The sequence below is a fragment of the Microbacterium sp. RD1 genome (genome assembly GCF_052220165.1).
In the GTDB taxonomy this organism is placed as follows: Bacteria; Actinomycetota; Actinomycetes; order Actinomycetales; family Microbacteriaceae; genus Microbacterium.
On record NZ_JBQPOL010000001.1, the window covers coordinates 1,166,857 to 1,190,728 of the forward strand.

A 23,872-nucleotide genomic window follows, 5' to 3' on the forward strand; every position below is an offset into this window, starting at 1 on the left:
GGTCCTGCCCCTAAGATCGCGCCATGACGCGCATTCCGCCCGAGGGGCGCACCGCCAACGCCTCCCTGACGCGGCGATCGGAGCTTCTCGCCCTCATCCGCACGCAGGGGCGGCTCGATGTGATCGGGGCGCCGCAGCTGCTGGGCGTCTCGGCGGAGACCGTGCGCCGGGATCTTCGCGCGCTGGAGACACAGGGCCTCATCCGCCGCGGCTACGGCGTGGCCTACCCGGTCGAAAGCGGTGCGTTCGAGAGCTCGCTCGATGTGCGCAGCAACATCAACCCCGAGGAGAAGTACCGGATCGCGCGTGCTGCCGTGGGAAAGCTCGGTGAGGCGCAGACGGTCTTCATCGACGAGGGATTCCAGATGCAGCTCGTTGCGCAGCACCTGCCGATCGACCGTCCCCTGACGGTCGTCACGGCGTGTCTCCCCGTGGCGACGCTCCTCGCCGCGCGCCCCAACGTCCAGGTGCTCGCGCTCGGCGGGCGCGTGCGAGGGAGCACGTTGGGGGTCGTGGACTTCTGGGCGGAGGAGATGCTCTCCCGTCTGACGATCGACGTCGCGATCCTCGGCGCCAACGGCGTCTCGGTGGAGCGCGGCATGACGACCCCTGACCCCGCCGTCGCGGCGGTGAAGGCGGCGGCGGTGAAGTCAGCCGTCCGGCGGATCTTCATCGGGGCGCATCACAAGTTCGGAGCGGCGTCCTTCATCAAGTTCGCCGAGGTGCAGGACTTCGAGCTCATCATCACCGGCCACGAACTGTCGGCCACGGCCGCGAACCGCTTCACGATCGCCGGAAGCTCGATCCTCCGCGTCTGAGTCCACGAGCGGTCAGGAAACGGTCGTCCGGGCACCGCAGAATCCACACAACGGGCGCTCCTCGTCGTCGGAGGCTCGACCGGCTCCATGTGCCCGCATCGCCTGGCTCGCCACTACCATCGCCGATATGGAGCTCCGGGGCACGGTCGACCGCCCGCAACCGTCGATGCCGCTGGGCGCATTGCTGACCGATCTCGGATCCACTGTCCTCGACATCGCCTACGGGAAGATCGCGCGTGAGCTCGAAGTGCGCGACGTCGTGCTGCTCGACCCGCTCGATCCGCCGTCGTCGCTCGACGGAGCTCTCGTCCTGGGTGCCGGGGTCAGCGGGGTCGGTGCCACGGTCGCCCTTCTCGAAGCGCTCGCGGAGGGCGGAGCGGCGGGTCTCGTCCTTCGCGACCCGGTGAGTGTCGACCCGGAGGTGGCGGATGCAGCGGCGGCCGCGGGCATGCCGGTGTTCGCGCTCAGCCGGGGCGTCGGCTGGGTGCAGGTGGCGAACTCCCTGGTCACGACCCTCGCCGGCGACCCGGTCGACGCCACGGGTGAGGAGCGCCCGGCCGTGACCTCCGGCCGCTTCGACGCCGACTACCTCTTCGAGATGGCGAACGCCACGTCGCAGCTGCTGGACGCCCCCATCATGATCGAGGACCTCAACTCCCACATCCTGGCGTACTCCGACGACCAGGATCGCGCCGACGACGCCCGTAGGATCGCCGTGCTCGGGTCCAGGATGCCCGCCCACTACGTGGAGTTGTTCCGCGCCAGCGGCGCGTTCAAGTCGATCTACGCGTCGGACACCCCGGTCTACCTCGACGACCTCGGGGAGGGTGTGCTCCCTCGCGCCGTCGTGAGACTGTCGGCGGGGAACGAGATCCTCGGGTCGCTGTGGGCGGCGGTGCGCGGCCCTCTCGCCCCCGCGCAGGAGGCGTCTTTCGTGGCGGCGGCGCGGATCGTCGCCTCGCATCTCCTCCGCGGCCGCGCGGACATGGATGCCGAACGTCGCGCCCGTCGTGCCGTGCTCGCGGCGCTGCTGGCCGGCGGAGCCACGGCCGCGTCCATGGCCGACGGCGCGGGAATCGCCACCGGGTCCTACGTCGTGCTCGCCGTCGAGATCGCCGGCGCCGGGAATGCGGAGGAGGCGCGCGAGGACATCGCCCGTGAGACGCGCATCGCGCACGCCCTCTCGCTCCATCTCTCCGCCGTGCACCCCGGCAGTGTCGCGGGCCTCGTTCACGGGCGTATCTACGGAGTGCTGCACCTGCGCACGGAGCCGGCCTCGTCGAGCGCCTACGTGCGACAGGTCGCCGAGCAGTTCGTCGAGCGGATGACAGACGACGTCATCGTGACGATCGGGCCGCTCGTGCGTCAGGCGGAGGAGATCGGTACCTCCCAGCGCGAGGCGGACCGCACGCTGCGACTCGTGCTCTCGTCGGAGACGGGAAGCGAGCGCCGCGTCGTCCGATCGGAGGATGTCCAGACGGAGCTGCTCCTCTGGGAGATGCGCGAGCGGATGGCCGAGCGCGGCGAGACGTTCACGGGGCCCGTCGCCGCGCTCACCGAGTGGGATCGGGTCAACGACACCGACTTCGCCCAGACCCTCGACGTCTTCCTGTCGTCCTTCGGCGACATCGCCCGAACGGCGTCGGTGCTGAATGTGCACCCCAACACCTGCCGTTACCGGCTTCGACGGATCTCGGAGATGACCGGGCTCGATCTGTCCGACCCCGACGCACGGTTCGAGGCCATGCTCCAGCTCCGCCTCTTGCGACTCTGACGCGGAATCGGGCATCAACCGGTCACGCGGTGTGGTGAAAACCTCTCCCCGCGTGCAGCACCCCCGTGCTTGCATGATTCGACCGCCAGGACGGCGGACATTCCGGCTTCCGGTCAAGGGGGATCACTGCATGCACGCTGTGCACGTTCGCGCGGACACCACCGCCCCGCTCCGCGAGGTGACGGCGCCGTGCGGCACGGTACAAGGTCGCGAGGAGACGGGCGTCGCCGTCTTCCGCGGCATCCCCTACGCCCAGGCTCCGGTCGGGGATCTGCGTTTCGCTCCGCCGCAGCCGCTCCCTCCGCAGGAGCGCATCGATGCCACCCGGTTCGGCGCCGTCTCACTGCAGGACATCGACCCCCTTCCCGAGGCGCTCCCCGGGACCGAGCACAATTACTACGCGGCGGATGTGCGCGCCGACGAGGACTGCCTCTCGCTGAATGTGTGGAGCGCCGACCCCACCGGCTCGGCCCCGGTGTACGTCTACATCCACGGGGGCGCGTTCCTGTGCGGCTCGGGGACCGGCCCCTGGATCTCCGGTGCGAACCTTGCGCGGAAGCACGGCGTCGTCGTGGTGACGATCAACTACCGGCTCGGCATCCTCGGCGGGCTCTGGCTCGGAGACTACGAGCCGCAGAGCTCGAACCTGGGCGTGCAGGACGCGATCCAGGCGCTGCGGTGGGTGCGCGAGAACATCGCGGCATTCGGCGGCGACCCCGCACGAGTGACCGTCGGCGGCGAGTCCGCCGGCGGCATGGCGACGCTCGCGCTGCTGAGCGCTCCCGACGCGCATGGCCTCTTCGCCCGCGCCGTCGTCGAAAGCGCCCACGTGGCCGCGTTCGTGCCGCTCGACGAGGCCCGCCGGGCCACCGCCGCCGTCCTCGAGCGACTCCACATCGACCCCGCGGCTCCCGACGTGCTCGATCAGCTGCGGGCCGTCTCGGTCTTCCGCATCGCGGCCGTCCAGCGCGAGTTCGGCGTCCGCGTGCGGACCTTCCCGCTGGTCACCGACGATCGCATCCTGCCGTCCGACCCCCTGGCCGCTATCGCCGGGGGCGCCGCGCGATCAGTCGACCTCCTCATCGGCAGCAATCGCGAAGAAGACCGGCTGTTCACCATCACCGGATGGGGGAGCGAGCCGAGATCGATCGACGACACGGTAGCCGACCTGCTGCACGATCCCGACGCGCGCGCGGCCGCCGGGAGGCTCTATGCCGAGGTCCAGGCGGCGGGTGTGGGCAGCGACGCCATCGCGTTCGCGATCACGGCCGATCACGATTGGGCCGAGCCCGTCCGCAGACTCGTGGACGCGCACTCCGCGTCGGGCGGCCGCACCTACCATTACCAGTTCGCGTGGGCGTCGACGGCCGTGGGCGGCGCCGTGGGGGCGGCTCACCTCGTCGAGCTGCCGTTCTTCTTCGACAATCTCGACGCCCCCGGCGTCCCCGCGCTCCTCGGGCGAGAAGCCATCGACGATCCCGCGACGGTCGCCCTCGGTCACGACCTCGGCGCGACTCTGGCGCAGTTCGTGCGTACGGGCAACCTGGCCGCCGGCGCCGTCGGGGACTGGCGACCCTACACCGCGGCCGATCGGGCGACCATGGTCCTCGACCGGCGCTCGGAGGTGGTCGTGGACCATCTCGCTGAGCGGCTGGACTTCTGGGCCGACTCCCGCGATCTGTCGACGCGTCCGCTCGCCTGGTTGGGGGCCGGCGAATGAGCGCGATCGCACAGCCGGGATACGTCCGGAACGACCTGACGGTCGGGATCGTGCATTTCGGGGTGGGGAATTTCCACCGCTCGCACCAGGCGATGTACCTCGACAGGCTCTTCACCGCGGGCGTCGGGCGCGACTGGGCCATCTGCGGCGTGGGTGTCCTGCCTCCGGATGCGGCGATGCGCGACGCGCTCGTCTCGAACGACATGCGCTACACCCTCATCGAACGGCATCCCGACGGCGCGGCGATCGCTCGCTCCATCGCCTCGATCGCCGAGTACCTCTTCGCCCCCGACGACCCCGAAGCCGTCCTCGAGAAGCTCGCCGACCCGGCGGTGCGGGTGGTGTCGCTCACGATCACCGAGGGCGGCTACAACATCAGTGAGGTCACCGGGGAGTTCGACCTCGCCTCGCCCGGTGTCGCCGCCGACCTGCAGCCGGGGGCGGAGCCGCAGACGGTCTTCGGTCTCGTCACGGAAGGCCTCCGTCGCCGCCGCGACCGCGGCATCGCGCCGTTCACGGTCATGTCGTGCGACAACCTGCAGGGCAACGGCATCGTCGCCGAGAAGGCGTTCACGGCGTTCGCCCGGGCGCAGGATGCCGAGCTCGGCGCGTGGATCGCCGCGTCGGTGCCGTTTCCCAGCAGCATGGTGGACCGCATCACCCCGGTCACCGGCGCCGAGGAGCGCCGGTTCGCCGCCGACGAGTTCGGAGCCCGAGACGCGTGGCCGGTCGTGAGCGAAGGCTTCGTGCAGTGGGTGCTGGAAGACCGGTTCGGTCCCGGTGGGCGTCCGCCGCTCGAGCAGGTCGGCGTGCAGCTGGTCGACGACGTCGTGCCCTTCGAGAAGATGAAGCTCCGGCTCCTCAACGCCAGTCACCAGGCCCTGGCGTACTTCGGGTACCTCGCCGGGCACCGTTTCGTCCACGAGGCCGCGACCGACCCGCTGCTGGTCGCGCTGCTCGAGCGGTTCATGGCCGACGAGGCCGAGCCGACCCTCGACCCCGTCCCCGGCGTCGACCTCGCCGCGTATGAGCGCGGCCTGATCGAGCGCTTCGCGAACCCCTACGTGCGGGACACGCTGCTGCGCCTGGCCACCGACGCGTCCGACAGGATCGCGACGTTCGTCCTGCCGATCGTGCGCGACCGGATCGCCGCCGGCGCCTCGATCGCCCTGAGCGTCGCCGTCGTCGCCAGCTGGGCGGTGTTCGCGCGCGGCGTCGACGAGTCCGGCGCCGCCATCGACGTGGCCGACCGTCAGGCGGACGTCGTCGCAGCCGCCGTCGAGGACGCCGCCGGCGACCCGGCGGCCTTCGCATCGCAGCAGCGCCTCTTCGGAGACCTGGCGGCCGACCCCCTGTTCGTCGAGGCCTTCACCGAGGCCTACGGCGTTCTCCGTGAGAGCGGCGCCCGTGCCGCGCTCACTTCCCTCGTCGATGCTCCTGGCATCGTCGTTAGATAGCTCCAAGAGAGGAATCGCATCATGTTCACCACAGCACGATCGCGTCGAGTCCGGGCGTTTCGCAGCGCCGCGCTCGCCGTGGCCGCGGCGGCAGCACTGACGCTGTCGGCGTGCTCCGGTGGTGGCTCCGGGGGATCGACTTCCGGCGCGTCATCGGACACCCTGACCATCGCCATGACCACCCCGCCGATCAGCCTCGACCCGACCACGGCCGGAAACGGCATCCCGCTCAGCTGGTACATGGCACTGGCCTACGAGCCCCTCATCGAGCGCACGCCCGAGGGCGTCGCCGAGCCGGGCCTCGCCGAGGACTGGGCGTACTCCGAGGACCGTCTGTCGTTCGTGATGAACCTCCGCGAGGGCGTGCAGTTCAGCGACGGCAGCGAACTCACCGCCGAGGGCGTCGTGGAGTGGCTCAAGCACTACCAGGCCAACGGCACGTTCGCCGCCTGGCTGGCCAACGTCAGCGCCATCGAGGCGACCGGCCCGCTGCAGGTCACCCTCACCCTGAGCACCCCCGACCCGCTCCTGCCGTGGGGGCTCGCCCAGGGCGGCAACGCCGGAGCGGTGGTCTCCCCGGAGGGCATGGCCGACCTCTCCAAGCTCGGATCCGAGACCTTCGGCGCCGGGCCCTACATGCTCGACAAGGACGACACGATCGCCAACTCGAGCTACACGTTCGTGAAGAACCCGAACTACTACAACCCCGACGCGCAGCACTACGAGAAGATCATCGTGAAGGTCATCACCGACCAGAACTCGATCCTCTCCGCCATGCGCTCCGGCCAGGTCCAGGTCGCGCAGGGCTCGGCGACCAACGCCGAGGCAGCCGAGTCGGCGGGGCTGACCGTCACCTCCGCTCCGCAGGCGATGGTCGGCATGTACATCGCCGACATCGACGGCACCGTCACGCCGGCGTTCAAGGACGTGCGTGTGCGGCAGGCGCTGAACTACGCCCTCGACCGCGAGGCCATCACGGAGTCGGTCTACGGCGAGTTCGGCACCCCCACCGCCCAGTACGTCCCCGAGGGCATCGGCGGGTTCCTCCCCGAGCTCGAGGAGGTGTACCCCTACGATCCCGAGAAGGCCAAGGAGCTCCTCACCGAGGCGGGCTATCCGGATGGGTTCACCTTCACGATGCTCGGTCAGCCGGCCATCGACAGCGGTGACCTGCTCGCGCAGGCCATGATCGCCCAGTGGGCCGAGATCGGTGTGGACGTCGAGTTCAAGAACATCCCGGCGTTCGCGGACTACGTCGACGCGTACTTCAGCAACCAGTACCCGGCGACGACGATCAACTTCAACTACTCCGTACAGTTGGTCGACACCCAGCAGCTCGTGACGAACCCGGCGGTGTACAACACCTTCGGCTACAACGACGCCAAGGCGAACGAGCTGGCCAACGTCCAGCGCCAGTTCGACACCGACACCCCCGAGGGCATCGCCGCCGCGGAGGACTCCGAGACGTACATGGTCGAGGGCGCCTTCGCGGTACCCGTGGCCAGCGTCGCGTCGGTGCTGTTCTCGGACAGCTCGGTGACGGATCTGCAGTTCGGTCCGTACATCCCCGACCCGACGCTGTGGCGGCCCGCGAACTGAGCGGACCTCGGGCGACGCCCGATATGCCCGGTGCCGCCGGCTCCTCGCCGGAGCCGGCGGCACCCCCACCTCCCAGGAGCATCCGATGATCAAGACCCTCGCGTGGCGACTGCTCGGCTCGCTGGCGCTTCTCGTCCTGGTGCCGACCGTCACGTTCTTCATCCAGGCGATCGTGCCGACCAACATCGCCCGCTCCGTGCTCGGGCTGAACGCCTCCGAGGAGGCCGTGGCCGCGCTCAACGAGCGACTGGGTCTGGATCAGCCGCTGATCGTGCGGTACTTCGACTGGCTCGGCAACGCCCTGCAGGGTAACCTCGGCGTCTCTTACACCACGCTCGAGCCCGTGCAGAGCATCCTCGCCCCGCGTCTGCCGGTGAGTCTGTCGGTCATCATCGGCGCCCTCGTGGTCTTCACCGTCGTGGGGCTTCTCCTCGGCATCCTGTCGGCCACCGGCGGTCGCGCCGTCGGCACGCTCATGGATGCGGTGTCCTCCATCGGCATCGCCGTCCCGAACTTCTGGCTGGCCGTCATCCTCATCGCCGTCTTCGCGGTGCAGTTGAACCTGTTTCCCGCGACCGGCTACGTCGACCCGGCGGTGAGCTTCCCGCTGTGGCTGGCCTCGCTCGTCCTCCCGGTGATCGCGCTGGCGTTCGCCGGCATCACCTCCGTCGCCAAGCAGACGCGCGACCAGATGCTGCTGGCGATCGCGAGCCCCTATGCCCGCACGCTGCGGGCCAACGGCGCCTCGGAGACTTCGCTGGTCTACAAGCACGCATTGCGCAATGCGGCGGGCCCGGTGATCACGGTCATCGGCATCATCTTCGTCGGCGCCCTCAGCGGCTCGGTGGTCGTGGAGAACATCTTCGTGCTCCCGGGTCTCGGGAGTCAGGCGCTGCAATCGACCCTGCAGCACGACCTCCCGGTGATCCAGGGGATCGCGGTGTACTTCACCGTGATCGTCGTGATCGTCAACGTGCTCATCGACGTCGCGACCACCGCGCTCAACCCGAAGGTGCGTGCCGCATGACCGCTCTGCTCGAAGAGACCACCGCGCAGGCAGAGGCCGGCGCCGCCCCCGGCGCACGCCTGCACGTGCTGCGCGACTTCCTGCGCCGCCCGCTCGGCGTGATCTCGGGGGCGTTCCTCGTGATCGTCGTGCTCGCCGTGCTCCTCGCGCCGTGGATCGCCCCCTACGACCCCCTGAAGCAAGACCTCGCCGGCGCCCTGTCGGGGCCGACCGCCGAGCATCTGCTGGGTACCGACCGCCTCGGTCGCGACGTGCTCAGCAGGCTGCTGTGGGGTGGACAGGTGAGCCTGCTCGGGCTCGTCGAGGCCCTCGTCACCGCCTTCGCGATCGGCATCGTGTTCGGCTTGGTGGCCGGCTACATCGGACGCGTCACCGACAACGTCATCTCCCGCGCCACCGACCTCGTGATGGCGGTGCCGGCCGCGGTGCTGCTGCTGATGGTCTACTCCATCACCGACAACAACGCTCATGCCGGCATGGTGATGCTCGGCATCCTCTCGGCGCCCACGATCCTGCGTGTCACCCGCGGGGCGGCGCAGTCGGTGCGTGAGGAGACGTTCGTCTCCGCGTCCCGCGTCGCCGGTCTCGGGCGGTGGAAGATCATGGGCCGCCACGTCCTGCCGAACATCTGGGGCCCCATCATCGTCAACACCGCAGTGCTGGCGGCGGTCATCCTCGGCGTACAGGGCGGCCTCAACTACCTCGGCCTGGGCGTGAACCCGCCCGAGCCCAGCTGGGGCGGCATGGTCGCCGAGGCGCAGCAGTCGCTCAACCAGCATCCGTGGCTCATCATCCCCAGCGGGCTGCTCATCGGCCTCGTCATCATGTCGCTGGTGCTCGTCGCCGACGCCATCCGCGACGCCACCTCGGCCAAGCGCTCGCGTTCGGGTCGCCGCGCGAAGAAGCCCGCGGCGTCGCGTCTTCCGGATGCCGCGGATCGGCCGCGGCCCGCCGACGCCCGGGAGGGCGCCGTGCTGTCGGTGCGAGGGCTCAGCGTCGCCTTCGACGGCCTCGAGGTCGTCCGTGCCGTCGACTTCGACGTGCTCCCCGGTCAGGCCCTCGCGATCGTGGGCGAGTCGGGCTGCGGCAAGACCGTGACAGCCTCAGCGGTGCTCGGGAGCCTCGGCGCCAACGCGCACATCACCGGGAGCGTCGTCTACGACGGCACCGAGCTCAACGGCGCGCCCGCGGCGGTGCGCCGCGCGGTGCGCGGGACCGGCATCGGCTACATCTCCCAAGACCCGATGGTGGCGCTGGACCCGAGTTTCACGGTCGCCAACCAGCTCGGCGAGCTCGTCGGCCGGCACGACGGGGTCCGCGGTCGGGCGCGCCGTGCGCGCGTGCTCGAGCTGCTGAGCCTCGTGGGCCTCCCGAATGTCGCGGACGTGGCCAAGCGCTATCCGCATCAGCTCTCCGGCGGCATGGCTCAGCGGGTCGCGATCGCGTGCGCTCTCGCCGGTCGCCCCCGCGTGCTCGTCGCCGATGAGCCGACGACGGCTCTCGACGTGACGGTGCAGGGTGAGATCCTCGCGCTCCTCCGGCGCCTGCAGAACGAGACCGGCATGGCGATCGTGCTCATCACGCACGACCTCGGCGTCGTGGCCGATCTCTGCACCTCGGTCGCGGTCATGTACGCCGGCGAGGTGGTCGAGAGCGCGGAGGTGGAGCGGCTGTTCCAGCTGCCCGCGCACCCGTACACCCGCGCCCTGCTCGCCTCGAACCCCATCGTCTCCGAGCGCGGTGCAGCGCTGCCGTCGATCCCCGGCACCGTGCCGAGCCCGGCGAACTGGCCGCACGGGTGCCACTTCTTCGATCGCTGCGCCTTCCGCGTCGACGCCTGCGCGTCGGCCCCGATCCCCCTCATCCAGGTGCGCGGCGAGCTCGAGCACGACGCCCGCTGCATCCGCCTGGACGAGGTCAGCGCCCCCCTCGACGTCGATGCGCTCAGAACAGCGCAGGAGAAGGTGACGACGCCATGACGATGACAGACCTTTCCGCCGCGCGGCCGGATGCGGCCGACCCGCTCCTGACCATCGAGGACCTCTCGGTGGCCTACTCGCGGGGCCTCGGGCGCAAGCCCTTCGTCGCCGTTCCCCAGCTGAACCTGAGCGTGGGCCGCGGTGAGACCGTCTCGATCGTCGGGGAGTCCGGGTCGGGCAAGTCGACGATCGGGTCGGCCATCCTCGGCCTGCAACCGGCGGCATCCGGCTCGATGATCCTCGACGGCATCGACCTCCGCGCCGTCTCGCGCCGCGACCGCAAGCGGCTCCAGTCGACGCTGCAGGCGGTGTTCCAGGATCCGTTCAGCTCCCTGGATCCGTCCCGCACGGTGGGCGATGCCGTCTCCGAGCCGCTGCGCGTGGCCTTCCCGCGGATGCCGCGTGCCGAGGTCGCGGAGCGGACCGCCGCGATCCTTGCCCGCGTCGGCCTCAATCGCGCCGCCATGACGAAGTACCCCGCGGAGTTCTCCGGCGGGCAGCGCCAGCGCATCTCGATCGCCCGCGCCCTCGTGCTCGAGCCGAAGATCGTCGTGTGCGACGAGGCGGTCAGCGCCCTGGACGTCTCGGTGCAGGCGCAGGTGCTGAACCTCCTCGCCGAGCTGCAGCGCGAGGTGGGGACGAGCTACGTCTTCATCTCCCACAACATGGCCGTCGTCCGCCACATCTCCGACCGCGTCGTCGTGCTCTATCGCGGCCGCGTGATGGAGGAGGGGCTCGCCGAAGACGTGTGCGATCGTCCCGCGCATCCGTACACCCGGTCTCTGCTGGCCTCCGTCCCCGTTCCCGACGTCGCACAGCAGCGGGAGCGACGGCTTGCCCGCGCGAGCGCCGTGACGCAGTCGGGCATCGAGCCGCGCGACGGGGTGGGATGTCCGTTCGCCGACCGCTGCCCGTTCGCGCAGCCGAAGTGCGTCGCCACGACGCCGCCGCTGGTGGACGTGGGAAACGGCCGCAAGGTCGCGTGCGTGCGCATCGATGAAATCCCGCCCGCCGACGACGTGCCGGGGCTCGATGAGGTGCCCGCGGCCGTCTCCGACGCCACGGGTGCACCGTGACCCCCACCTCCCCCCGCGTTCTCGTCGTCGGGGAGTCCGTCGCCGACGTGGTCGTCCCGCAGGGGAACGGGAGCCCGCGCACCCACGCCGGCGGGAGCCCCGCCAACGTCGCTCTCGGTCTCGCAAGGCTGGGCGAGAGCGTCACGTTCCTGACGCAACTCGGGGACGACGCCCATGGCGAGCTGCTGCGCGCGCATTTGACGGCGGCGGGCGTCGACCTCGTCGCCGCATCCGCTCTCCGCACCCCCTCGGCGACGGCGCATCTGCAGCCCGACGGTTCGGCGCGGTACGACTTCGACATCGAATGGACCCTCCCCGCGGAGGTCGCGGTCCCCGCGGCCGCGCACCTGCACACCGGCTCGATCGCCGCGCTCCTGACCCCCGGCGCTGACACGGTACGAGCGCTCGCCCGGGGAGCGCGGGAATCGGGCACGGTGAGCGTCGACCCGAACATCCGCGCCGACCTGCTCCCCGACCACGCGGATGCCCTGGCACGCCTCGAGCGTCTCATCGCGGTCGCGGACATCGTCAAGGCCAGCGACGAGGACGTCGCCTGGCTGTATCCCGGCGCTTCCCTGGAGGAGGTCGAGCGCCGCTGGCTCGACCTCGGCGCCGCACTGACGGTGATCACCCGTGGGGGCGAGGGCGCGCGCGCGGCGACCCCGGAGTCGTCTCTGACGGTCGCGCCGGTGCCGGCCACCGTCATCGATACCGTGGGCGCCGGCGACTCGTTCATGGCAGCGCTCCTGGACGGCCTGAACCGCCTCGGCGCCCTGGGCGACCGCCGCCGCGTCCGCGCGGTGCAACCGACGGCGCTCCAGCTCGTGCTGGAACGCAGTGCGCACGCGGCAGCGCTCACCGTGTCGCGGGCGGGCGCCGACCTCCCGACGGACGACGATCTGCGCGCTGCATCCGCCCCCACCTTCCCGTCGGCCTGATCGCCCTGACCGGGCCGCACTCGCACGAAAGGCACAGAAGAGATGAAGTTGTGGACGACCACCGTCGGAGACGGCCCCAAGAGGGCGGCACTCGTGCACGGGATCACTGGAGACGGCGGCACATGGTTCGAGCTGGCGCCGTGGATCGCGGAGCAGGGCTACACCGTGACCCTCGTCGACCAGCGCGGGCACGGCAAGAGCGGGCGCGCAGAAAGCTACACGCCGGAGGAGCTCGCCGATGACCTCGTCGAGACGCTCGGCGAAGGCTTCGACGTCATCGCCGGTCACTCCCTGGGAGGGCGCACGCTGACCATGGCGGTGGACCGGCTGCATCCCCAGCGCGCCATCTACCTCGACCCGGGCTGGGTCATCCCGGAGAACCTCGTGATCACTCCGCCGGTCCACGCGGACGGCTCCTGGTTCCGTCTCGAGGAGCTCGCCGAGATCCTCCCCGGATACAGCCAGGCACACCTCGAACAGGGGCTGCGCTCCGTGCAGGCGTTCGACCTGACGTTCCTCGACGCCCCGACCTTCCCGCTCGCGGCCGTCCTGCCGCCGGATGAGCCGGTCGTGCCCTCGCTCATCATCGCTCCCGACACGTCGCCCCTGGTGCCGGAGTCGCTGCGAGAGCGTCTCACCGCAGGCGGCTACGAGATCCGCCTCATCCCGGGCGCACACCACGACCTGCACATCGTCAACCTCGAGGAGACGAAAGCCGCCCTGCACGGCTGGATCTGAGGGAGCTCTCGTCGCCCCGCGGGTTTGGGGCGGTGAATGTGGTTCGGGGCGCACATCGGTCGCCCCAGAGCACATCCGCCGCCCCGAACCGCGAGCGAGATGCGACCGAGGGGCTTACAGCGCCGCGCCGTCGTCCGCGGCACCGAGGCGCGTCGCCGTCTCCCGGACGACGGCGGCGTAGGTGCTCCGGATCCGCTCGATCGAGTCGCTCACCTGCTGCTGGTCGGCCCCGGGACGCGACGGCGACCCGGCATCGAAAGGCGGATGCGGGTCGTACTCCATCGCCAGCTGCAGCCGGCGGGCGGTGTCGTCGTCGTACACCTCGGCTGCGAGAGCAAGGGCGAAGTCGAGACCGCTCGTGATCCCGCCGCCGGTGATGATGTTGCCGTCGCGGACGATCCTCTCGTTCACGCGGATGACGCCGAGTTCGTCGAGCAGCGGATGCGTCGACCAGTGGGTCGTGGCGCGCTTACCCTGCAGCAGCCCCGCGGCGGCCAGGACGAACGAGCCGGTGCAGACGCTCGTGACATAGCGCGCGCTCGCGGCCTGCTGCTGCACCCACGCGATCACCTCGGGGTCGTTCATCAGGTCGAAGACCCCGAAGCCGCCGGGGATGAGGAGCACGTCGGCCTGCGGCGCAGCGGACAGCGTCGTCGTGGGGACGATCGAGAACTTCGCGTCGGTGCGGACGGGGTCGAGCGTCTTCCACGCGAGCTCGACTGTCGCGTTCGGCAGGCGGGAGAAGAACTGCACGGGGCCGGTGAGGTCGAGCTCGGTGACCTCGGGGAACAGCAGGGCGACGAAACGGACGGGGTCGGTCATGGAGGCATCCGATCTTTCGGGTCTCAGGCGCGGATCAGTTCGGTGTCGACGGTCACGTCCGCCAGGACCTCGGGGATCGGGGTCACCCCGAGCCCAGCCCCGGTCGGCACACGGATGTAGCCGTCCTCCAGCACGAACGGCTCGGTGATGTCGGTTCGGTAGAAGCGGTCGGACGCCGAGATGTCGCCGGGGAGGGTGAACCCGGGGAGGGCGGCGAGAGCGGCGTTGGCTGCGCGCCCGATCCCGGTCTCCAACATGCCGCCGCACCACACCGGCACCCCGAAGGCCCGGCAGAGGTCGTGGATGCGCCGCGCCTCCAGGTAGCCCCCGACGCGGCCCGGTTTGACGTTGATGACCGCCGTCGCTCCCAGCGAGATGGCGTCGGCGGCGGCCTCGGCGGAGACGATCGACTCGTCGAGGCAGATCGGCGTCTGCACGAGCTTCGCGAGCTCGGCGTGCTGGCGGATGTCCTCCTCGCCGAGAGGCTGTTCGATGAGCGTCAGGTGGTACGGGTCGAGGCGGCGCAGGAGCGGCGCGTCACCCAGCGTGTACGCGGTGTTGGCATCGACCTGGAGCCCGAAATCATCCCCGAAGGTCTCCCGCAGCACCCGCACCGGCTCGACGTCCCAGCCCGGCTTGATCTTGATCTTGATGCGCTGGTAGCCGGCTCGCAGGTAGTCGCCGACGGCCTCGACGAGCTGATCGAGCGTGTCCATGATCCCCACCGAGACTCCCGAAGGCACCCGCTCGGCGGTGGCGCCGAGGTACCGTGCGAAGGAGACTCCGGATGCACGCAGCTCCGCGTCGAGCACGGCCATCTCCAGCGCCGACTTCGCCATCCGGTGACCCACCACGCCGGTGAGCACGCGCGCGACATCCTGCGCGGAGATGTCGCCCGCAGACAGCAGGCGGGGGATGAGATAGCGGCGCATGATGTCCTGGGCTCCGGCGGTGTACTCCGACGAATAGACCGGGTCGACGATGGCCGCGCACTCGCCCCAGCCCTCTCCCTCGGTCCCGATGGCCCGGACGAGAAGCGCCTCGCGGTGCACCTGGGTGCCGAACGAGGTGGTGAAGGGCGAGACGAGGGGGAGGACCACCCGTCGTGTCTCGAAGGCGGTGAATCTCATCGGTTCCTCTCCAGGAGATAGCCCGCCTCCCGGCGGAACGTGGTGATACGCCAGTGTCCCGCGCCGACGGTCTCGGACAGGAGACCGGTGACGAGCGAGCGCCACTGCGCCGCGCGCGCGGGCGCTTCGACCCGGAGCGTCTCGTAGTCGTCGGGAAGGCGGATGCTGGCGTCGTCGCCCGCGCGCAGAAGCTCCGTCGCATCCGGCGACCGGAGCGGCTCGTTCCCGACGACCGAGATGAGCTCCGTCCCCGGGACGGCCTCGGGACGCGCTGCGGAGGGCGCCCGGCGGTCGAGCACCCAGCTGAGGACGAGGCGATCCGAGCGCAGGCCGTCGTTGCGGGCATCGGGCATGCCGCCGTAGAAGTCGGGCACATACGCGGAGACGCTTGCGCCCAGCCGCACGAGGTTGAAGTGGGCGTTGCGGGAGATGAGCGGGTCGAAGGTCCAACCGATGTCGCGGATGCCGCGCTCGAGGCACCACGCACGCTGGTGCAGCTTCATCGCCCGCCCGATTCCGCGCCCCGCGTGAGCGGCGGTCACGCCCGCGATGTGTGAGTGGAGGTGCGCGGCGCCAGGCGAGGAGAACGCCACGCACGTGCCGATCGCGGACGCGTCCTCGGTCCAGGCGAGCGTCACGTAGTTGCCCGCGAAGGCGAGGGCACGCGCGAGGTTCGCGTCGATCTGCGATCCGCCCCCGGGCTGGGGCCAGATCTCGCCGATGAGCGTCGACACCTGATGCGCCTCCGCGGCGGACGAGATGGTGCGGATCACCACCCCGGAGGGGTAGGCCGCCTCCGACGCCTCCCGCCACGCGCGCCAGATCACCGACTTCTCCGCCGGCGCGCCGACCACATCAGTCATCCGCGGCTCCTTCGTTCAGACGGCCTGCGCACACCGCCGTCACCAGCGCGCTCAGCAGGCGCGTGCGCGGTACGAGGTCGGCGATGCTCACGTGTTCGTCGCGGGCGTGGGCACCGCCTCCGACGGCGCCGAGACCGTCGAGCACCAGGGCCCCGGCAGCACCGGCGATGTTCCCGTCCGACCCGCCGCCCACCGCCGCCCGCCGCAGCGGCGGGAGCCCGAGCTCGCCCGCGATGACCGATGCAAGGCTGAACAGGGCAGCGGTCGAGCGCTCCTCGAGCGGTGGGCTCGCGAAGAGACGATGGACGCTCACCTGCGCCCGCGGATCGATCGGGGTCAGCTGCGACAGGGCGGCGTCGACGGCGTCGAACGATCGTGTCGTGCGGGCGCGCACATCGACATGAAGGCGGGCCGTCGCGGGCACAGTGTTCGCAGAGGTGCCCGCGGAGAGCACGGTCGGAGTCACCGTGGCGTCGGGGAAACGGGTCGCGATACGCCCGACCGCTGCGATCTGCGATGCGATCTCGATCGTCGCGTTGACGCCCTTCTCCGGCTCGAGCCCGGCATGGGCCGCGCGACCGACCACTTCGACGGCGTACTGCGCGACGCCGCTGCGCGCGGTCTTCACGGCGCCGCCGGGCGCGCTCGCCTCGGTCACGAGGACGACGCCGGCCTCGGCGGCGAGTCGAGTGATGCGCGGCCGCGCCGTCGGGGAGCCGAGCTCCTCGTCTCCGGTGATCAGGATGCGGACGCCCGCGCGGTCGTCCAGGGCCGCCACGGCGTGGAGGATCTGCACGACACCGGCCTTCATGTCGAACGCGCCGGGGCCGTGCGCGTGCACGCCGTCGTCGCTCCACAGCGGCTCCCACGACCCGACCGGCCACACCGTGTCGTGGTGTCCGAGGAGGAGCACACGGGGTGCTCCGCCGAAATCCCACTCCAGGTGCGGCACCCCGTCGACGACGTGTCGCTCGGGCTCGGCTCCGAGAACGCGGGCGCCGAGGGCGGCGACGACCGACGCGCTCCGCTCGAGGGCCACGGGGTCGTCGCTGGGCGATTCGACCTCGACGAGCGTGCGGAGATCGGCGAGGAGCTCTCGCTCGGAGAGCCGGAGGTCCTCGGGCACGACGCTCAGCGCACTTCGCTGCGGATCGCGCGGCCCGGGCGGCGGGTCGGATGCACGTTCCCGTCCTCGACGACGAAGACGCCGCCGACGAGCACGTGCCGGAACCCCGTCGACGGCTTCACCGTCTCGAAGGTCGCGAGGTCCGAGATCGTCTCGGGGTCGAAGACGGTGAGGTCGGCGTCCGCGCCAACCTGCACGCGGCCCTTCCGGCGCATCGCGGGGACGGCGTCGCCGAGGAGATCGGCGGGAATCAGGGTGACGCGGCGCACCGCCTCTGCGAGGCTGAACACCCCGAGGTCGCGCACCATCCATCCGAACAGGCGCGCGAAGCACCCGGCGCTGCGGGGATGCGTCAGCGCGCCGTCGGGCACCGGCCAGGCGTCATGGATACGAGAGCCCGCGGCGGTGAGGGGCATCGCATCGGAGGCGATCGCTCCTCCCTCCAGCGTGAGTCCGCGCAGCAGCATCGCGAACTGCTCGGGGTCATCGGGATCGAGGAAGTCGATGATGCACAGCCCGCCGGGGTCGGTGCGGCGGAGGTATGCCAGGCGTTCGGTATCGGCGATCCGCTCCCCGGTGGGCAGGTACTGGATGGCCCGGGGGGTGATCCCGAGGCGGTGGAGCTGATCGGGCTCGAAGAACGCCGCGCCCACCCCTGTCGAGCCGCGGGGGTACGGGTACCCCTCCGTCGTGATGCTGTTGCCGCGCGACTGAGCGACCTCCACCGCCGTGGCGATGTCGTCGATGCGGCGCAGCGACGTGCTGTTGATGTGGCAGATGTGCAGTGCGGCGCCGGTCCCCGCCGCGGCGGAGATGATCTCCAGCGCGCCATCGAGCGAGGAGCCCGGTTCGATGTTCGACATCTGCCGGGAGTGCGTGAACGCGGGCACGCCGAGTCGCTCGGCCAGGGCGGCGGTGCGGAAGAACTCGTCGCGGCCGGATGCGGGCGAGTAACCCAGCAGCACGCCGATGCCGATCCCGCCCTCACGGACCCCCTGCTCGACCGCCTCGAGGAGCGCGGAGACCTCGTATTCGGTCGCGAGCGTGTTCCACCGCGGTCCGGCCAGCGAGTGCTCGAACAGATGGATCGGCTCGGCGAGCGGCTCGGGAGAGTCGGCATCCGGAAGCCGGACCCCGTCGAGGACGTGCATGCGGGCGAGTCCCCACGACGCGGAGAAGCCGAAGTTGATGGGGCGGCCCTCTGCCTCGGCCCTCTCGTAGACCAGCCCGACCGGAAGCGCGCCCCCCTCCAGCTCCAGCGCGGTGGTGACACCGTCCTGTGCCTGCAAGAGCAGACCGGTGGGGGATTGCGCGTGGCTGTGCAGATCGATGAATCCCGGCGAGACCACCGCCCCGGTGACATCGCGCACGCTGTCGGCAGGCGGGCGCTCGGTGCCGACGTAGACGATCGTGGCGCCCCGGACCCCGACGTTGCGGACGGCGTCGAGGCCCGTCTCGGGGTCGATCACGCGTCCGCCGACGAAAAGGATGTCGCAACGGTCGTCGAGGGGGGAGGCAGCAGCGTCGAGCACGGCATCACCGTACGTGCGCGGCCGTGCGCGCCTCTTGTCGGAATAACCAGAATGGCGTGCGCGCGACTGTCCGGGACGCCAACTCGGGGGCGCCCGCCTCCTGGTACGGTCGCCGTCATGGCAGACACCCGCCGCGTCAGCATGGTCCTTTTCGACGGCTTCGAGCTGCTCGATGCCGTCGGTCCGATCGAGCTCTTCGCCCACGCCGGCGACCGCTACCAGGTGGAGCTCCTCGGTCCGACTCGGCGGACGGTGCGCAGCGGTCAGGGTGTCGAGGTGGCCGTCACCGGCACATACGCGGATGCAGTCGCCGCCGACATCGTGATGGTCCCCGGAGGGAGGGGGACACGCGCGCTCGTGAACGACAGAGAGTTCGTCGAGTGGCTCGCGGAGTTCGGAGCATCCGCGCCGCTGGTCACGTCGGTGTGCACGGGTGCGGCGCTCCTCGCCGCATCCGGACTCCTCGACGGCTATCGCGCGACGACGAACAAAGCGGCCTTCGAATGGGTGCGAACGCAGGGCCCGCACGTGGAGTGGGTCGCGGAGGCGCGTTGGGTCGAAGACCGCAACCGATGGACGTCATCGGGCGTGGCCGCCGGGATGGACATGACCGCCGCCCTGATCGCGCATCTGCACGGCGCCGAGGTGGCCGATCGGGTGACCGACCACATCGAGCTGGAGATCCACCGCGACTCGACGTGGGATCCGTTCGCCAGGCTCTACGGTCTGGCCTGAGGGTCGGCCTCGCCGGGCGCGGGGCTGGCGCGTCCCCAGCCTGCCTCGGCGGTGAGCTTGCGCAGCAGCGGCGCCAGGCGGTAGCGCACCGGCGTGGACACGGTGAACATCGAGGTCGTCTTGCGTACGCCCTCGATCCCCACGATCGCCGTCGTCAGCACCTGCAGGTCTTCGAGGGACGCGATTCCGACGTGAGCGAGGATGTCCTCGCGTCCGGCCTGGATGCGCACCTCGAGCACCTCGGGGAGGGCATGCAGCCCGCGGACCACGGTCGCCATCCGGCGCTGGTCGATCTCGAGGGTGATCAGCGCCTCGACGGCCGCTCCCACCTTGCTGAGGTTGACGATCGGCTGGAATCCCAGCAGCACGCCTTCGTCTTCGAGGCGTCGCAGTCGAAGCTGGATCGTCGTGCGACTCACCCCGAGTTCTGCGGCGAGTTCGGCGATGCCGATACGGGCGTTCTCGGCGAGCTTGCTGATGATCTCGGCGTCCAATCGATCGATCATTGGCATTCCGACCAGCTCCTCGGGGCTTAGTGGGCGATCATCTTTTCAGTCCGCCTAGTTTACCAGATATATCTTGACATGCTGACTCCCAATTCCGAGCATAAGTGTCATTAGAGATAATTCTGCGGTCCGGCGAGCCCGGCCGGAGCCGAAACGACGAGGAGGTTGTCGATGAGCGCTGTCACCCCCGGAGCCGCCGCGATCGACGCCCCCCGCCCGTACACCATCACCGTCACCGCCCGGGGCGACGACGGCGACGTACTGATGCGCCTCGTGTCGGTCTTCCACCGTCGCCAGATCGAGATCCTCCACGTCACGTACTCGCGTGTCGCCGAGATGCGGTGGATGGTGGCAAGCGTTCAGGCGACGCAGGCTCGTCTGCGCACCCTCGCGCTGACGCTGTGGAACACCGTCGGAGTGACCGGCTACGAAGTCTCTCCCGACATCGACTCTTCTCTCGGCGGGGGCGAACCCGCTCTCGACTCTTCACTCGACCGCGGGGGCGAACCCGTTCCCGCTTTTCCTCCTCGACGTCCCACGAAGACATCTCGACAGGAGCTCGTATGACCATGTCCGCTGTCGGACCGGTCCGGCTGATCTCGCCGGCCGCGCCCGAACCGTCCCTCCCTCCCACACAGTTCGTCTCGCCCGAAGGGGAGCTCACCCCGGCCGGTGCCGAGCAGGGCGTCGATGTCGTCCTTGCGCGCCAGCTGTACCGCGACATGGCGCGCGCCCGCCGCTTCGACCGGGAGGCCCTCGCTCTCCAGCGACAGGGCGAGCTCAAGCTCTGGCTGATGTCGTGGGGTCAGGAGGCCGCACAGGTCGGCTCGGCGCGCGCGCTGCGCGACTCCGACCCGATCTTCCCCAGCTATCGCGAGCACGCCGTCGGACTCGTCCGCGGGCTCAGCCCCCGGGAGCTGATGGCGCAGTGGCGCGGGGTCACCCACGCCGGGTGGCAGAGTCTGCAGGCGGCGAAATTCCACATCTACTCGCTCGTCCTCGGCACGCAGACCCTTCACGCCGTCGGGTACGCCCATGGAGTCGCGCTCGAGGGTTCGGACGACGTCGTCGTGGTGTACGTCGGCGACGGCGCGGCCAGCGAAGGCGACGTCAACGAGGCGCTCAACTGGGCGGCCGCGGGATCGCTCCCCATCGTGTTCTTCGTCCAGAACAACCAGTGGGCGATCTCGACGCCCGCCTCTGCGCAGATGGCTGCACCGCTTCACCGCCGCGCAGCCGGGTTCGGCATGCCCGGCTTCCACGTCGACGGCAACGACGCGCTCGCCGTTCACGAGGTCACCCGCCAAGCGGTCGCCCACGCGCGCTCCGGCGCGGGCCCCGCCCTGGTGGAGGCGCAGACGTATCGGCTCGCCGGTCACAGCAGCTCGGACGACCCCAAGCGCTACCGCGAGGACGACGACGTCGCCGCCTGGACGGCGCGCGATCCGCTGACGCGCCTGCGCGTCGTGCTCGAGAACCACGGCACCCCGGCGTCGTGGTTCGAGCGCCTGGACGAGTCGCTCGAGAAGCTCGCCGAGACCACGCGTGCCGAGTGTCGCGCCCTGGAGGCGCCCGAGTTCGACGACCTGTTCGCGGCGGTCTACGCCGAGCCGCACGCGACGCTCGAAGAAGAACGCGTCGAACGTGCCCGCCGCATCGCCGGCATGGAGGGGATGTGAGCGCCCTCGTGCAGGCCGACGCGGCTGTCGGGGCCGACCTCGGTGAACTCACCCTCGCGAAGGCGCTCAACGCAGGGCTTCGCCAAGCCATGGCGGACGACGATCGTGTCGTGCTGATGGGCGAGGACGTGGGCGTGCTCGGCGGGGTCTTCCGCGTGACGGACGGCCTGTCCGCGGAATTCGGCCCCCGCCGGGTGTTCGACACCCCGCTCGCGGAGTCCGGCATCATCGGCACGGCGATCGGGCTCGCCCTGCGCGGCTTCCGCCCGGTATGCGAGATCCAGTTCGACGGCTTCGTGTATCCGGGTTTCGATCAGATCGTCAGCCAGCTCGCCAAGATGCGCGCTCGTTCGGGCGGCAGCATCGCGCTTCCGATCGTGATCCGCATCCCGGCGGGCGGGGGCATCGGCGCCGTGGAGCACCACAGCGAATCGAACGAGACCTACTTCGCGCACACCGCCGGTCTGCGCGTGGTGTCGTGTTCGAACCCGGATGACGCGTACCACATGATCCAGCAGGCCATCCAGTCGGACGACCCCGTCATCTTCTACGAACCCAAGCGCCGCTACTGGGAGAAGGCGCCCGTGATGGCGGTGCCCTCGCGAGCGCTCTCGCAGGCGGCCGTCGTCCGCGAGGGCACCGACTGCACGCTGGTGGCACACGGCCCCTCCGTCGCCACAGCGCTGGCCGCAGCGCGCGCGGCGGAGGAGGACGGCTTCTCGGTCGGGGTCGTCGACCTCCGTTCGATCTCCCCGCTGGACCTGCCGACCCTGCGCGAGTCCGCCCGCCGGACGGGACGCATGGTGGTCGTCCACGAGGCCTCGACCTTCCTCGGGATCGGCGCGGAGATCGCCGCGGCCGTCACGGAGGCCTGCTTCTACGAGCTCGAGGCGCCGGTGCTGCGCGTGGGGGCGTACAACATGCCCTACCCCGCGGCCGAGCACGAGGACGAGTTCCTCCCCGACGTCGATCGTGTCCTGGACGCGGTCGATCGCGCACTGAACTTCTAGGAGGACCCTCATGCCCGTTGTCGAATTCGCCCTTCCGGATGTCGGAGAGGGACTCACCGAGGCGGAGATCCTGTCGTGGCTGGTGTCGGAGGGCGAGGTCGTCAGAGTCAACGACCTGCTCGTGGAGGTCGAGACCGCCAAGGCTGTGGTCGAGCTCCCCTCGCCCGCGGCCGGCACCGTCCTGTCGATCCACGTCGAGGCCGGCACCACCGTGCCGGTCGGCACCGTCATCGTGACCCTGGGTGACCCGAGTGACGTCCTCGCCGAGGCGGCGCCTTCCGGCGGAGCCGACGCTCCGCCCGCAGCTGCCGCGGCGGAGCCCGCTCCGGCCGCTGTCGCCGACGAGGCGAAGCCGCTCGTGCTCGTCGGCACCGGTCCGAGCGCGCCGGCCGCACGCAAGCGCAAGCTCGGAGTATCCGGTAAGGAGTCGCTCTCCACCGAAGTGCCCGACCGGCCGCGCGCCAAGCCGCCCGTCCGCGCCTTGGCCAGGTCGCTCGACATCGACCTCGCCTCCCTTCCCGCCGACGCATCCGGGGTCGTCCATCGCGAGGCTGTCCTCGCGGCGGCAGAGCGGGAGCAGGTGCGCCCCGCGCCGATCGCCTCCGCGGACGAAGACCTTCGCATCCCCGTCCGCGGCGTGCGCAAGGCGACCGCCGAGGCGGTGTCGCGCTCAGCGTTCACCGCTCCCCACGTCACCGAGTGGCTGACGGTCGATGTCACCCCCACGATGGAGCTCGTCGCACGGTTGAAGGCGGATCGGGCGTTCCAAGGCGTGCGGATCAATCCGCTGCTTCTCGTCGCACGCGCCTTCCTCCTCGCCATCCGACGGCACCCCGAGATCAACGCGTCGTGGGATGAGGCGGCGCAGGAGATCGTGCAGTACCGTCACGTCAACCTCGGGATCGCGGCGGCCACGCCGCGCGGGCTCCTCGTTCCGAACATCAAGGCTGCAGACACCCTCGATTTCGTCGGTCTCGCCGGGGAGCTGGGCGAGCTCGTGGAGAACGCCCGATCGGGCCGGACGAGTCCCGCCGCCATGAGCGGGGGCACGATCACGATCACGAACATCGGTGCGCTGGGCGTCGACGCCGGTACTCCGATCCTCAACCCGGGCGAGGCGGCGATCCTCGCATTCGGGGCGATCCGGAAGATGCCGTGGGTGGTGGGGGACGAGATCGTGCCGCGCCAGGTCACGCAGCTGGCGCTGTCGTTCGACCATCGTCTCGTCGATGGCGAGCTGGGCTCCTCGGTGCTGGCCGAGCTCGGCGCCATCCTCGCCGACCCGGCGCGAGCGCTGATCCTGTAGCCCCGCGACTTGCGTGAATCGGCGGCTATTCCGGCGC

Annotated in this window: 21 protein-coding genes; 15 read left to right on the forward strand and 6 right to left on the reverse strand. The window is 70.5% G+C overall.

Going from position 1 to position 23,872, the window contains the following annotated elements; genetic code table 11:
- The first annotated feature begins 23 nt into the window (after positions 1-23).
- The 10 genes from ACTU3I_RS05645 to ACTU3I_RS05690 all read left to right on the forward strand — a co-directional run bounded on the left by ACTU3I_RS05645 (position 24) and on the right by ACTU3I_RS05690 (position 13,126).
- Entirely contained in the window at positions 24-818 is a 795-nt protein-coding gene (locus tag ACTU3I_RS05645) for a DeoR/GlpR family DNA-binding transcription regulator (RefSeq protein ID WP_442924677.1), read from the forward strand.
- A 127-nt stretch (positions 819-945) separates the two neighbouring features.
- Positions 946-2,592, forward strand: coding sequence for a helix-turn-helix domain-containing protein (locus ACTU3I_RS05650; RefSeq protein ID WP_442924678.1), 1,647 nt, complete (start codon positions 946-948; stop codon positions 2,590-2,592).
- 130 nt (positions 2,593-2,722) lie between these two features.
- Positions 2,723-4,312, forward strand: coding sequence for a carboxylesterase/lipase family protein (locus ACTU3I_RS05655; RefSeq protein WP_442924679.1), 1,590 nt, complete (start codon positions 2,723-2,725; stop codon positions 4,310-4,312).
- The gene (locus tag ACTU3I_RS05660) at positions 4,309-5,769 is read left to right on the forward strand and encodes a mannitol dehydrogenase family protein (protein WP_442924680.1); all 1,461 of its coding nucleotides are present in this window, start codon (positions 4,309-4,311) and stop codon (positions 5,767-5,769) included. The genes ACTU3I_RS05655 and ACTU3I_RS05660 overlap by 4 nt, the downstream gene beginning before the upstream one ends.
- A gap of 21 nt (positions 5,770-5,790) precedes the next feature.
- The gene (locus tag ACTU3I_RS05665) at positions 5,791-7,368 is read left to right on the forward strand and encodes an ABC transporter substrate-binding protein (RefSeq protein ID WP_442924681.1); all 1,578 of its coding nucleotides are present in this window, start codon (positions 5,791-5,793) and stop codon (positions 7,366-7,368) included.
- Between the two features lie 85 nt (positions 7,369-7,453).
- Entirely contained in the window at positions 7,454-8,395 is a 942-nt protein-coding gene (locus ACTU3I_RS05670) for an ABC transporter permease (RefSeq protein ID WP_442924682.1), read from the forward strand.
- Positions 8,392-10,374 carry a dipeptide/oligopeptide/nickel ABC transporter permease/ATP-binding protein gene (locus ACTU3I_RS05675; RefSeq protein ID WP_442924683.1) on the forward strand — a complete coding sequence of 661 codons (1,983 nt, stop codon included), beginning with the start codon at positions 8,392-8,394 and terminating at the stop codon, positions 10,372-10,374. The genes ACTU3I_RS05670 and ACTU3I_RS05675 overlap by 4 nt, the downstream gene beginning before the upstream one ends.
- A complete protein-coding gene (locus tag ACTU3I_RS05680) occupies positions 10,371-11,450 on the forward strand; it encodes an oligopeptide/dipeptide ABC transporter ATP-binding protein (RefSeq protein WP_442924684.1) in 1,080 nt (359 codons plus the stop codon). The genes ACTU3I_RS05675 and ACTU3I_RS05680 overlap by 4 nt, the downstream gene beginning before the upstream one ends.
- A complete protein-coding gene (locus ACTU3I_RS05685) occupies positions 11,447-12,388 on the forward strand; it encodes a carbohydrate kinase family protein (RefSeq protein ID WP_442924685.1) in 942 nt (313 codons plus the stop codon). Before ACTU3I_RS05680 ends, ACTU3I_RS05685 begins: the two co-directional genes overlap by 4 nt.
- A gap of 42 nt (positions 12,389-12,430) precedes the next feature.
- Complete coding sequence (locus tag ACTU3I_RS05690; RefSeq protein WP_442924686.1) at positions 12,431-13,126, forward strand: alpha/beta fold hydrolase; 696 nt, start codon at positions 12,431-12,433, stop codon at positions 13,124-13,126.
- Between the two features lie 114 nt (positions 13,127-13,240).
- On the opposite strand, the gene ACTU3I_RS05695 is transcribed toward ACTU3I_RS05690, so the two are convergent.
- The 5 genes from ACTU3I_RS05695 to ACTU3I_RS05715 are packed head-to-tail and all read right to left on the reverse strand — an operon-like array spanning position 13,241 to position 18,599.
- Positions 13,241-13,948 carry a DJ-1/PfpI family protein gene (locus ACTU3I_RS05695; RefSeq protein WP_442924687.1) on the reverse strand — a complete coding sequence of 236 codons (708 nt, stop codon included), beginning with the start codon at positions 13,946-13,948 and terminating at the stop codon, positions 13,241-13,243.
- 23 nt (positions 13,949-13,971) lie between these two features.
- Positions 13,972-15,078, reverse strand: coding sequence for an o-succinylbenzoate synthase (menC, locus tag ACTU3I_RS05700; RefSeq protein ID WP_442924688.1), 1,107 nt, complete (start codon positions 15,076-15,078; stop codon positions 13,972-13,974).
- A complete protein-coding gene (locus ACTU3I_RS05705; RefSeq protein WP_442924689.1) occupies positions 15,075-15,941 on the reverse strand; it encodes a hypothetical protein in 867 nt (288 codons plus the stop codon). The genes menC and ACTU3I_RS05705 overlap by 4 nt, the downstream gene beginning before the upstream one ends.
- The gene (locus ACTU3I_RS05710; RefSeq protein WP_442924690.1) at positions 15,934-17,067 is read right to left on the reverse strand and encodes a M20/M25/M40 family metallo-hydrolase; all 1,134 of its coding nucleotides are present in this window, start codon (positions 17,065-17,067) and stop codon (positions 15,934-15,936) included. Before ACTU3I_RS05710 ends, ACTU3I_RS05705 begins: the two co-directional genes overlap by 8 nt.
- Positions 17,068-17,072: 5 nt before the next feature.
- Entirely contained in the window at positions 17,073-18,599 is a 1,527-nt protein-coding gene (locus tag ACTU3I_RS05715) for an amidohydrolase family protein (protein ID WP_442924691.1), read from the reverse strand.
- 117 nt (positions 18,600-18,716) lie between these two features.
- On the opposite strand from ACTU3I_RS05715, the gene ACTU3I_RS05720 reads away from it, so the two are divergent.
- Positions 18,717-19,334 (forward strand): DJ-1/PfpI family protein, encoded by a 618-nt coding sequence (locus ACTU3I_RS05720; RefSeq protein WP_442924692.1) that lies wholly within the window; start codon positions 18,717-18,719, stop codon positions 19,332-19,334.
- Here ACTU3I_RS05720 and ACTU3I_RS05725 read toward each other — a convergent pair.
- Positions 19,319-19,840, reverse strand: a complete 522-nt coding sequence (locus ACTU3I_RS05725; RefSeq protein WP_442924693.1) for an Lrp/AsnC family transcriptional regulator — start codon at positions 19,838-19,840, stop codon at positions 19,319-19,321. The two genes, ACTU3I_RS05720 and ACTU3I_RS05725, sit on opposite strands and share 16 nt — an antisense overlap.
- Positions 19,841-20,011: 171 nt before the next feature.
- Between ACTU3I_RS05725 and ACTU3I_RS05730 the strand changes: the two genes are divergently transcribed.
- The 4 genes from ACTU3I_RS05730 to ACTU3I_RS05745 are packed head-to-tail and all read left to right on the forward strand — an operon-like array spanning position 20,012 to position 23,835.
- Positions 20,012-20,407 carry a hypothetical protein gene (locus ACTU3I_RS05730; protein WP_442924694.1) on the forward strand — a complete coding sequence of 132 codons (396 nt, stop codon included), beginning with the start codon at positions 20,012-20,014 and terminating at the stop codon, positions 20,405-20,407.
- Positions 20,404-21,519, forward strand: coding sequence for a thiamine pyrophosphate-dependent enzyme (locus ACTU3I_RS05735; RefSeq protein WP_442924695.1), 1,116 nt, complete (start codon positions 20,404-20,406; stop codon positions 21,517-21,519). Before ACTU3I_RS05730 ends, ACTU3I_RS05735 begins: the two co-directional genes overlap by 4 nt.
- Positions 21,516-22,529, forward strand: a complete 1,014-nt coding sequence (locus ACTU3I_RS05740; RefSeq protein ID WP_442924696.1) for an alpha-ketoacid dehydrogenase subunit beta — start codon at positions 21,516-21,518, stop codon at positions 22,527-22,529. Before ACTU3I_RS05735 ends, ACTU3I_RS05740 begins: the two co-directional genes overlap by 4 nt.
- A gap of 10 nt (positions 22,530-22,539) precedes the next feature.
- Positions 22,540-23,835, forward strand: a complete 1,296-nt coding sequence (locus ACTU3I_RS05745) for a dihydrolipoamide acetyltransferase family protein (protein WP_442924697.1) — start codon at positions 22,540-22,542, stop codon at positions 23,833-23,835.
- Positions 23,836-23,872: the final 37 nt, after the last annotated feature.

Excerpts from the sequence above, each read along its gene's own strand:
- ACTU3I_RS05645 (WP_442924677.1), top strand. The coding sequence starts at position 24 with ATGACGCGCATTCCGCCCGAGGGGCGCACCGCCAACGCCTCCCTGACG.
- ACTU3I_RS05650 (WP_442924678.1), top strand. The coding sequence starts at position 946 with ATGGAGCTCCGGGGCACGGTCGACCGCCCGCAACCGTCGATGCCGCTG.
- ACTU3I_RS05655 (WP_442924679.1), top strand. The coding sequence starts at position 2,723 with ATGCACGCTGTGCACGTTCGCGCGGACACCACCGCCCCGCTCCGCGAG.
- ACTU3I_RS05660 (WP_442924680.1), top strand. The coding sequence starts at position 4,309 with ATGAGCGCGATCGCACAGCCGGGATACGTCCGGAACGACCTGACGGTC.
- ACTU3I_RS05665 (WP_442924681.1), top strand. The coding sequence starts at position 5,791 with ATGTTCACCACAGCACGATCGCGTCGAGTCCGGGCGTTTCGCAGCGCC.
- ACTU3I_RS05670 (WP_442924682.1), top strand. The coding sequence starts at position 7,454 with ATGATCAAGACCCTCGCGTGGCGACTGCTCGGCTCGCTGGCGCTTCTC.
- ACTU3I_RS05675 (WP_442924683.1), top strand. The coding sequence starts at position 8,392 with ATGACCGCTCTGCTCGAAGAGACCACCGCGCAGGCAGAGGCCGGCGCC.
- ACTU3I_RS05680 (WP_442924684.1), top strand. The coding sequence starts at position 10,371 with ATGACGATGACAGACCTTTCCGCCGCGCGGCCGGATGCGGCCGACCCG.
- ACTU3I_RS05690 (WP_442924686.1), top strand. The coding sequence starts at position 12,431 with ATGAAGTTGTGGACGACCACCGTCGGAGACGGCCCCAAGAGGGCGGCA.
- ACTU3I_RS05695 (WP_442924687.1), bottom strand. The coding sequence starts at position 13,948 with ATGACCGACCCCGTCCGTTTCGTCGCCCTGCTGTTCCCCGAGGTCACC.
- menC (WP_442924688.1), bottom strand. The coding sequence starts at position 15,078 with ATGAGATTCACCGCCTTCGAGACACGACGGGTGGTCCTCCCCCTCGTC.
- ACTU3I_RS05705 (WP_442924689.1), bottom strand. The coding sequence starts at position 15,941 with ATGACTGATGTGGTCGGCGCGCCGGCGGAGAAGTCGGTGATCTGGCGC.
- ACTU3I_RS05720 (WP_442924692.1), top strand. The coding sequence starts at position 18,717 with ATGGCAGACACCCGCCGCGTCAGCATGGTCCTTTTCGACGGCTTCGAG.
- ACTU3I_RS05725 (WP_442924693.1), bottom strand. The coding sequence starts at position 19,840 with ATGATCGATCGATTGGACGCCGAGATCATCAGCAAGCTCGCCGAGAAC.
- ACTU3I_RS05730 (WP_442924694.1), top strand. The coding sequence starts at position 20,012 with ATGAGCGCTGTCACCCCCGGAGCCGCCGCGATCGACGCCCCCCGCCCG.
- ACTU3I_RS05735 (WP_442924695.1), top strand. The coding sequence starts at position 20,404 with ATGACCATGTCCGCTGTCGGACCGGTCCGGCTGATCTCGCCGGCCGCG.
- ACTU3I_RS05745 (WP_442924697.1), top strand. The coding sequence starts at position 22,540 with ATGCCCGTTGTCGAATTCGCCCTTCCGGATGTCGGAGAGGGACTCACC.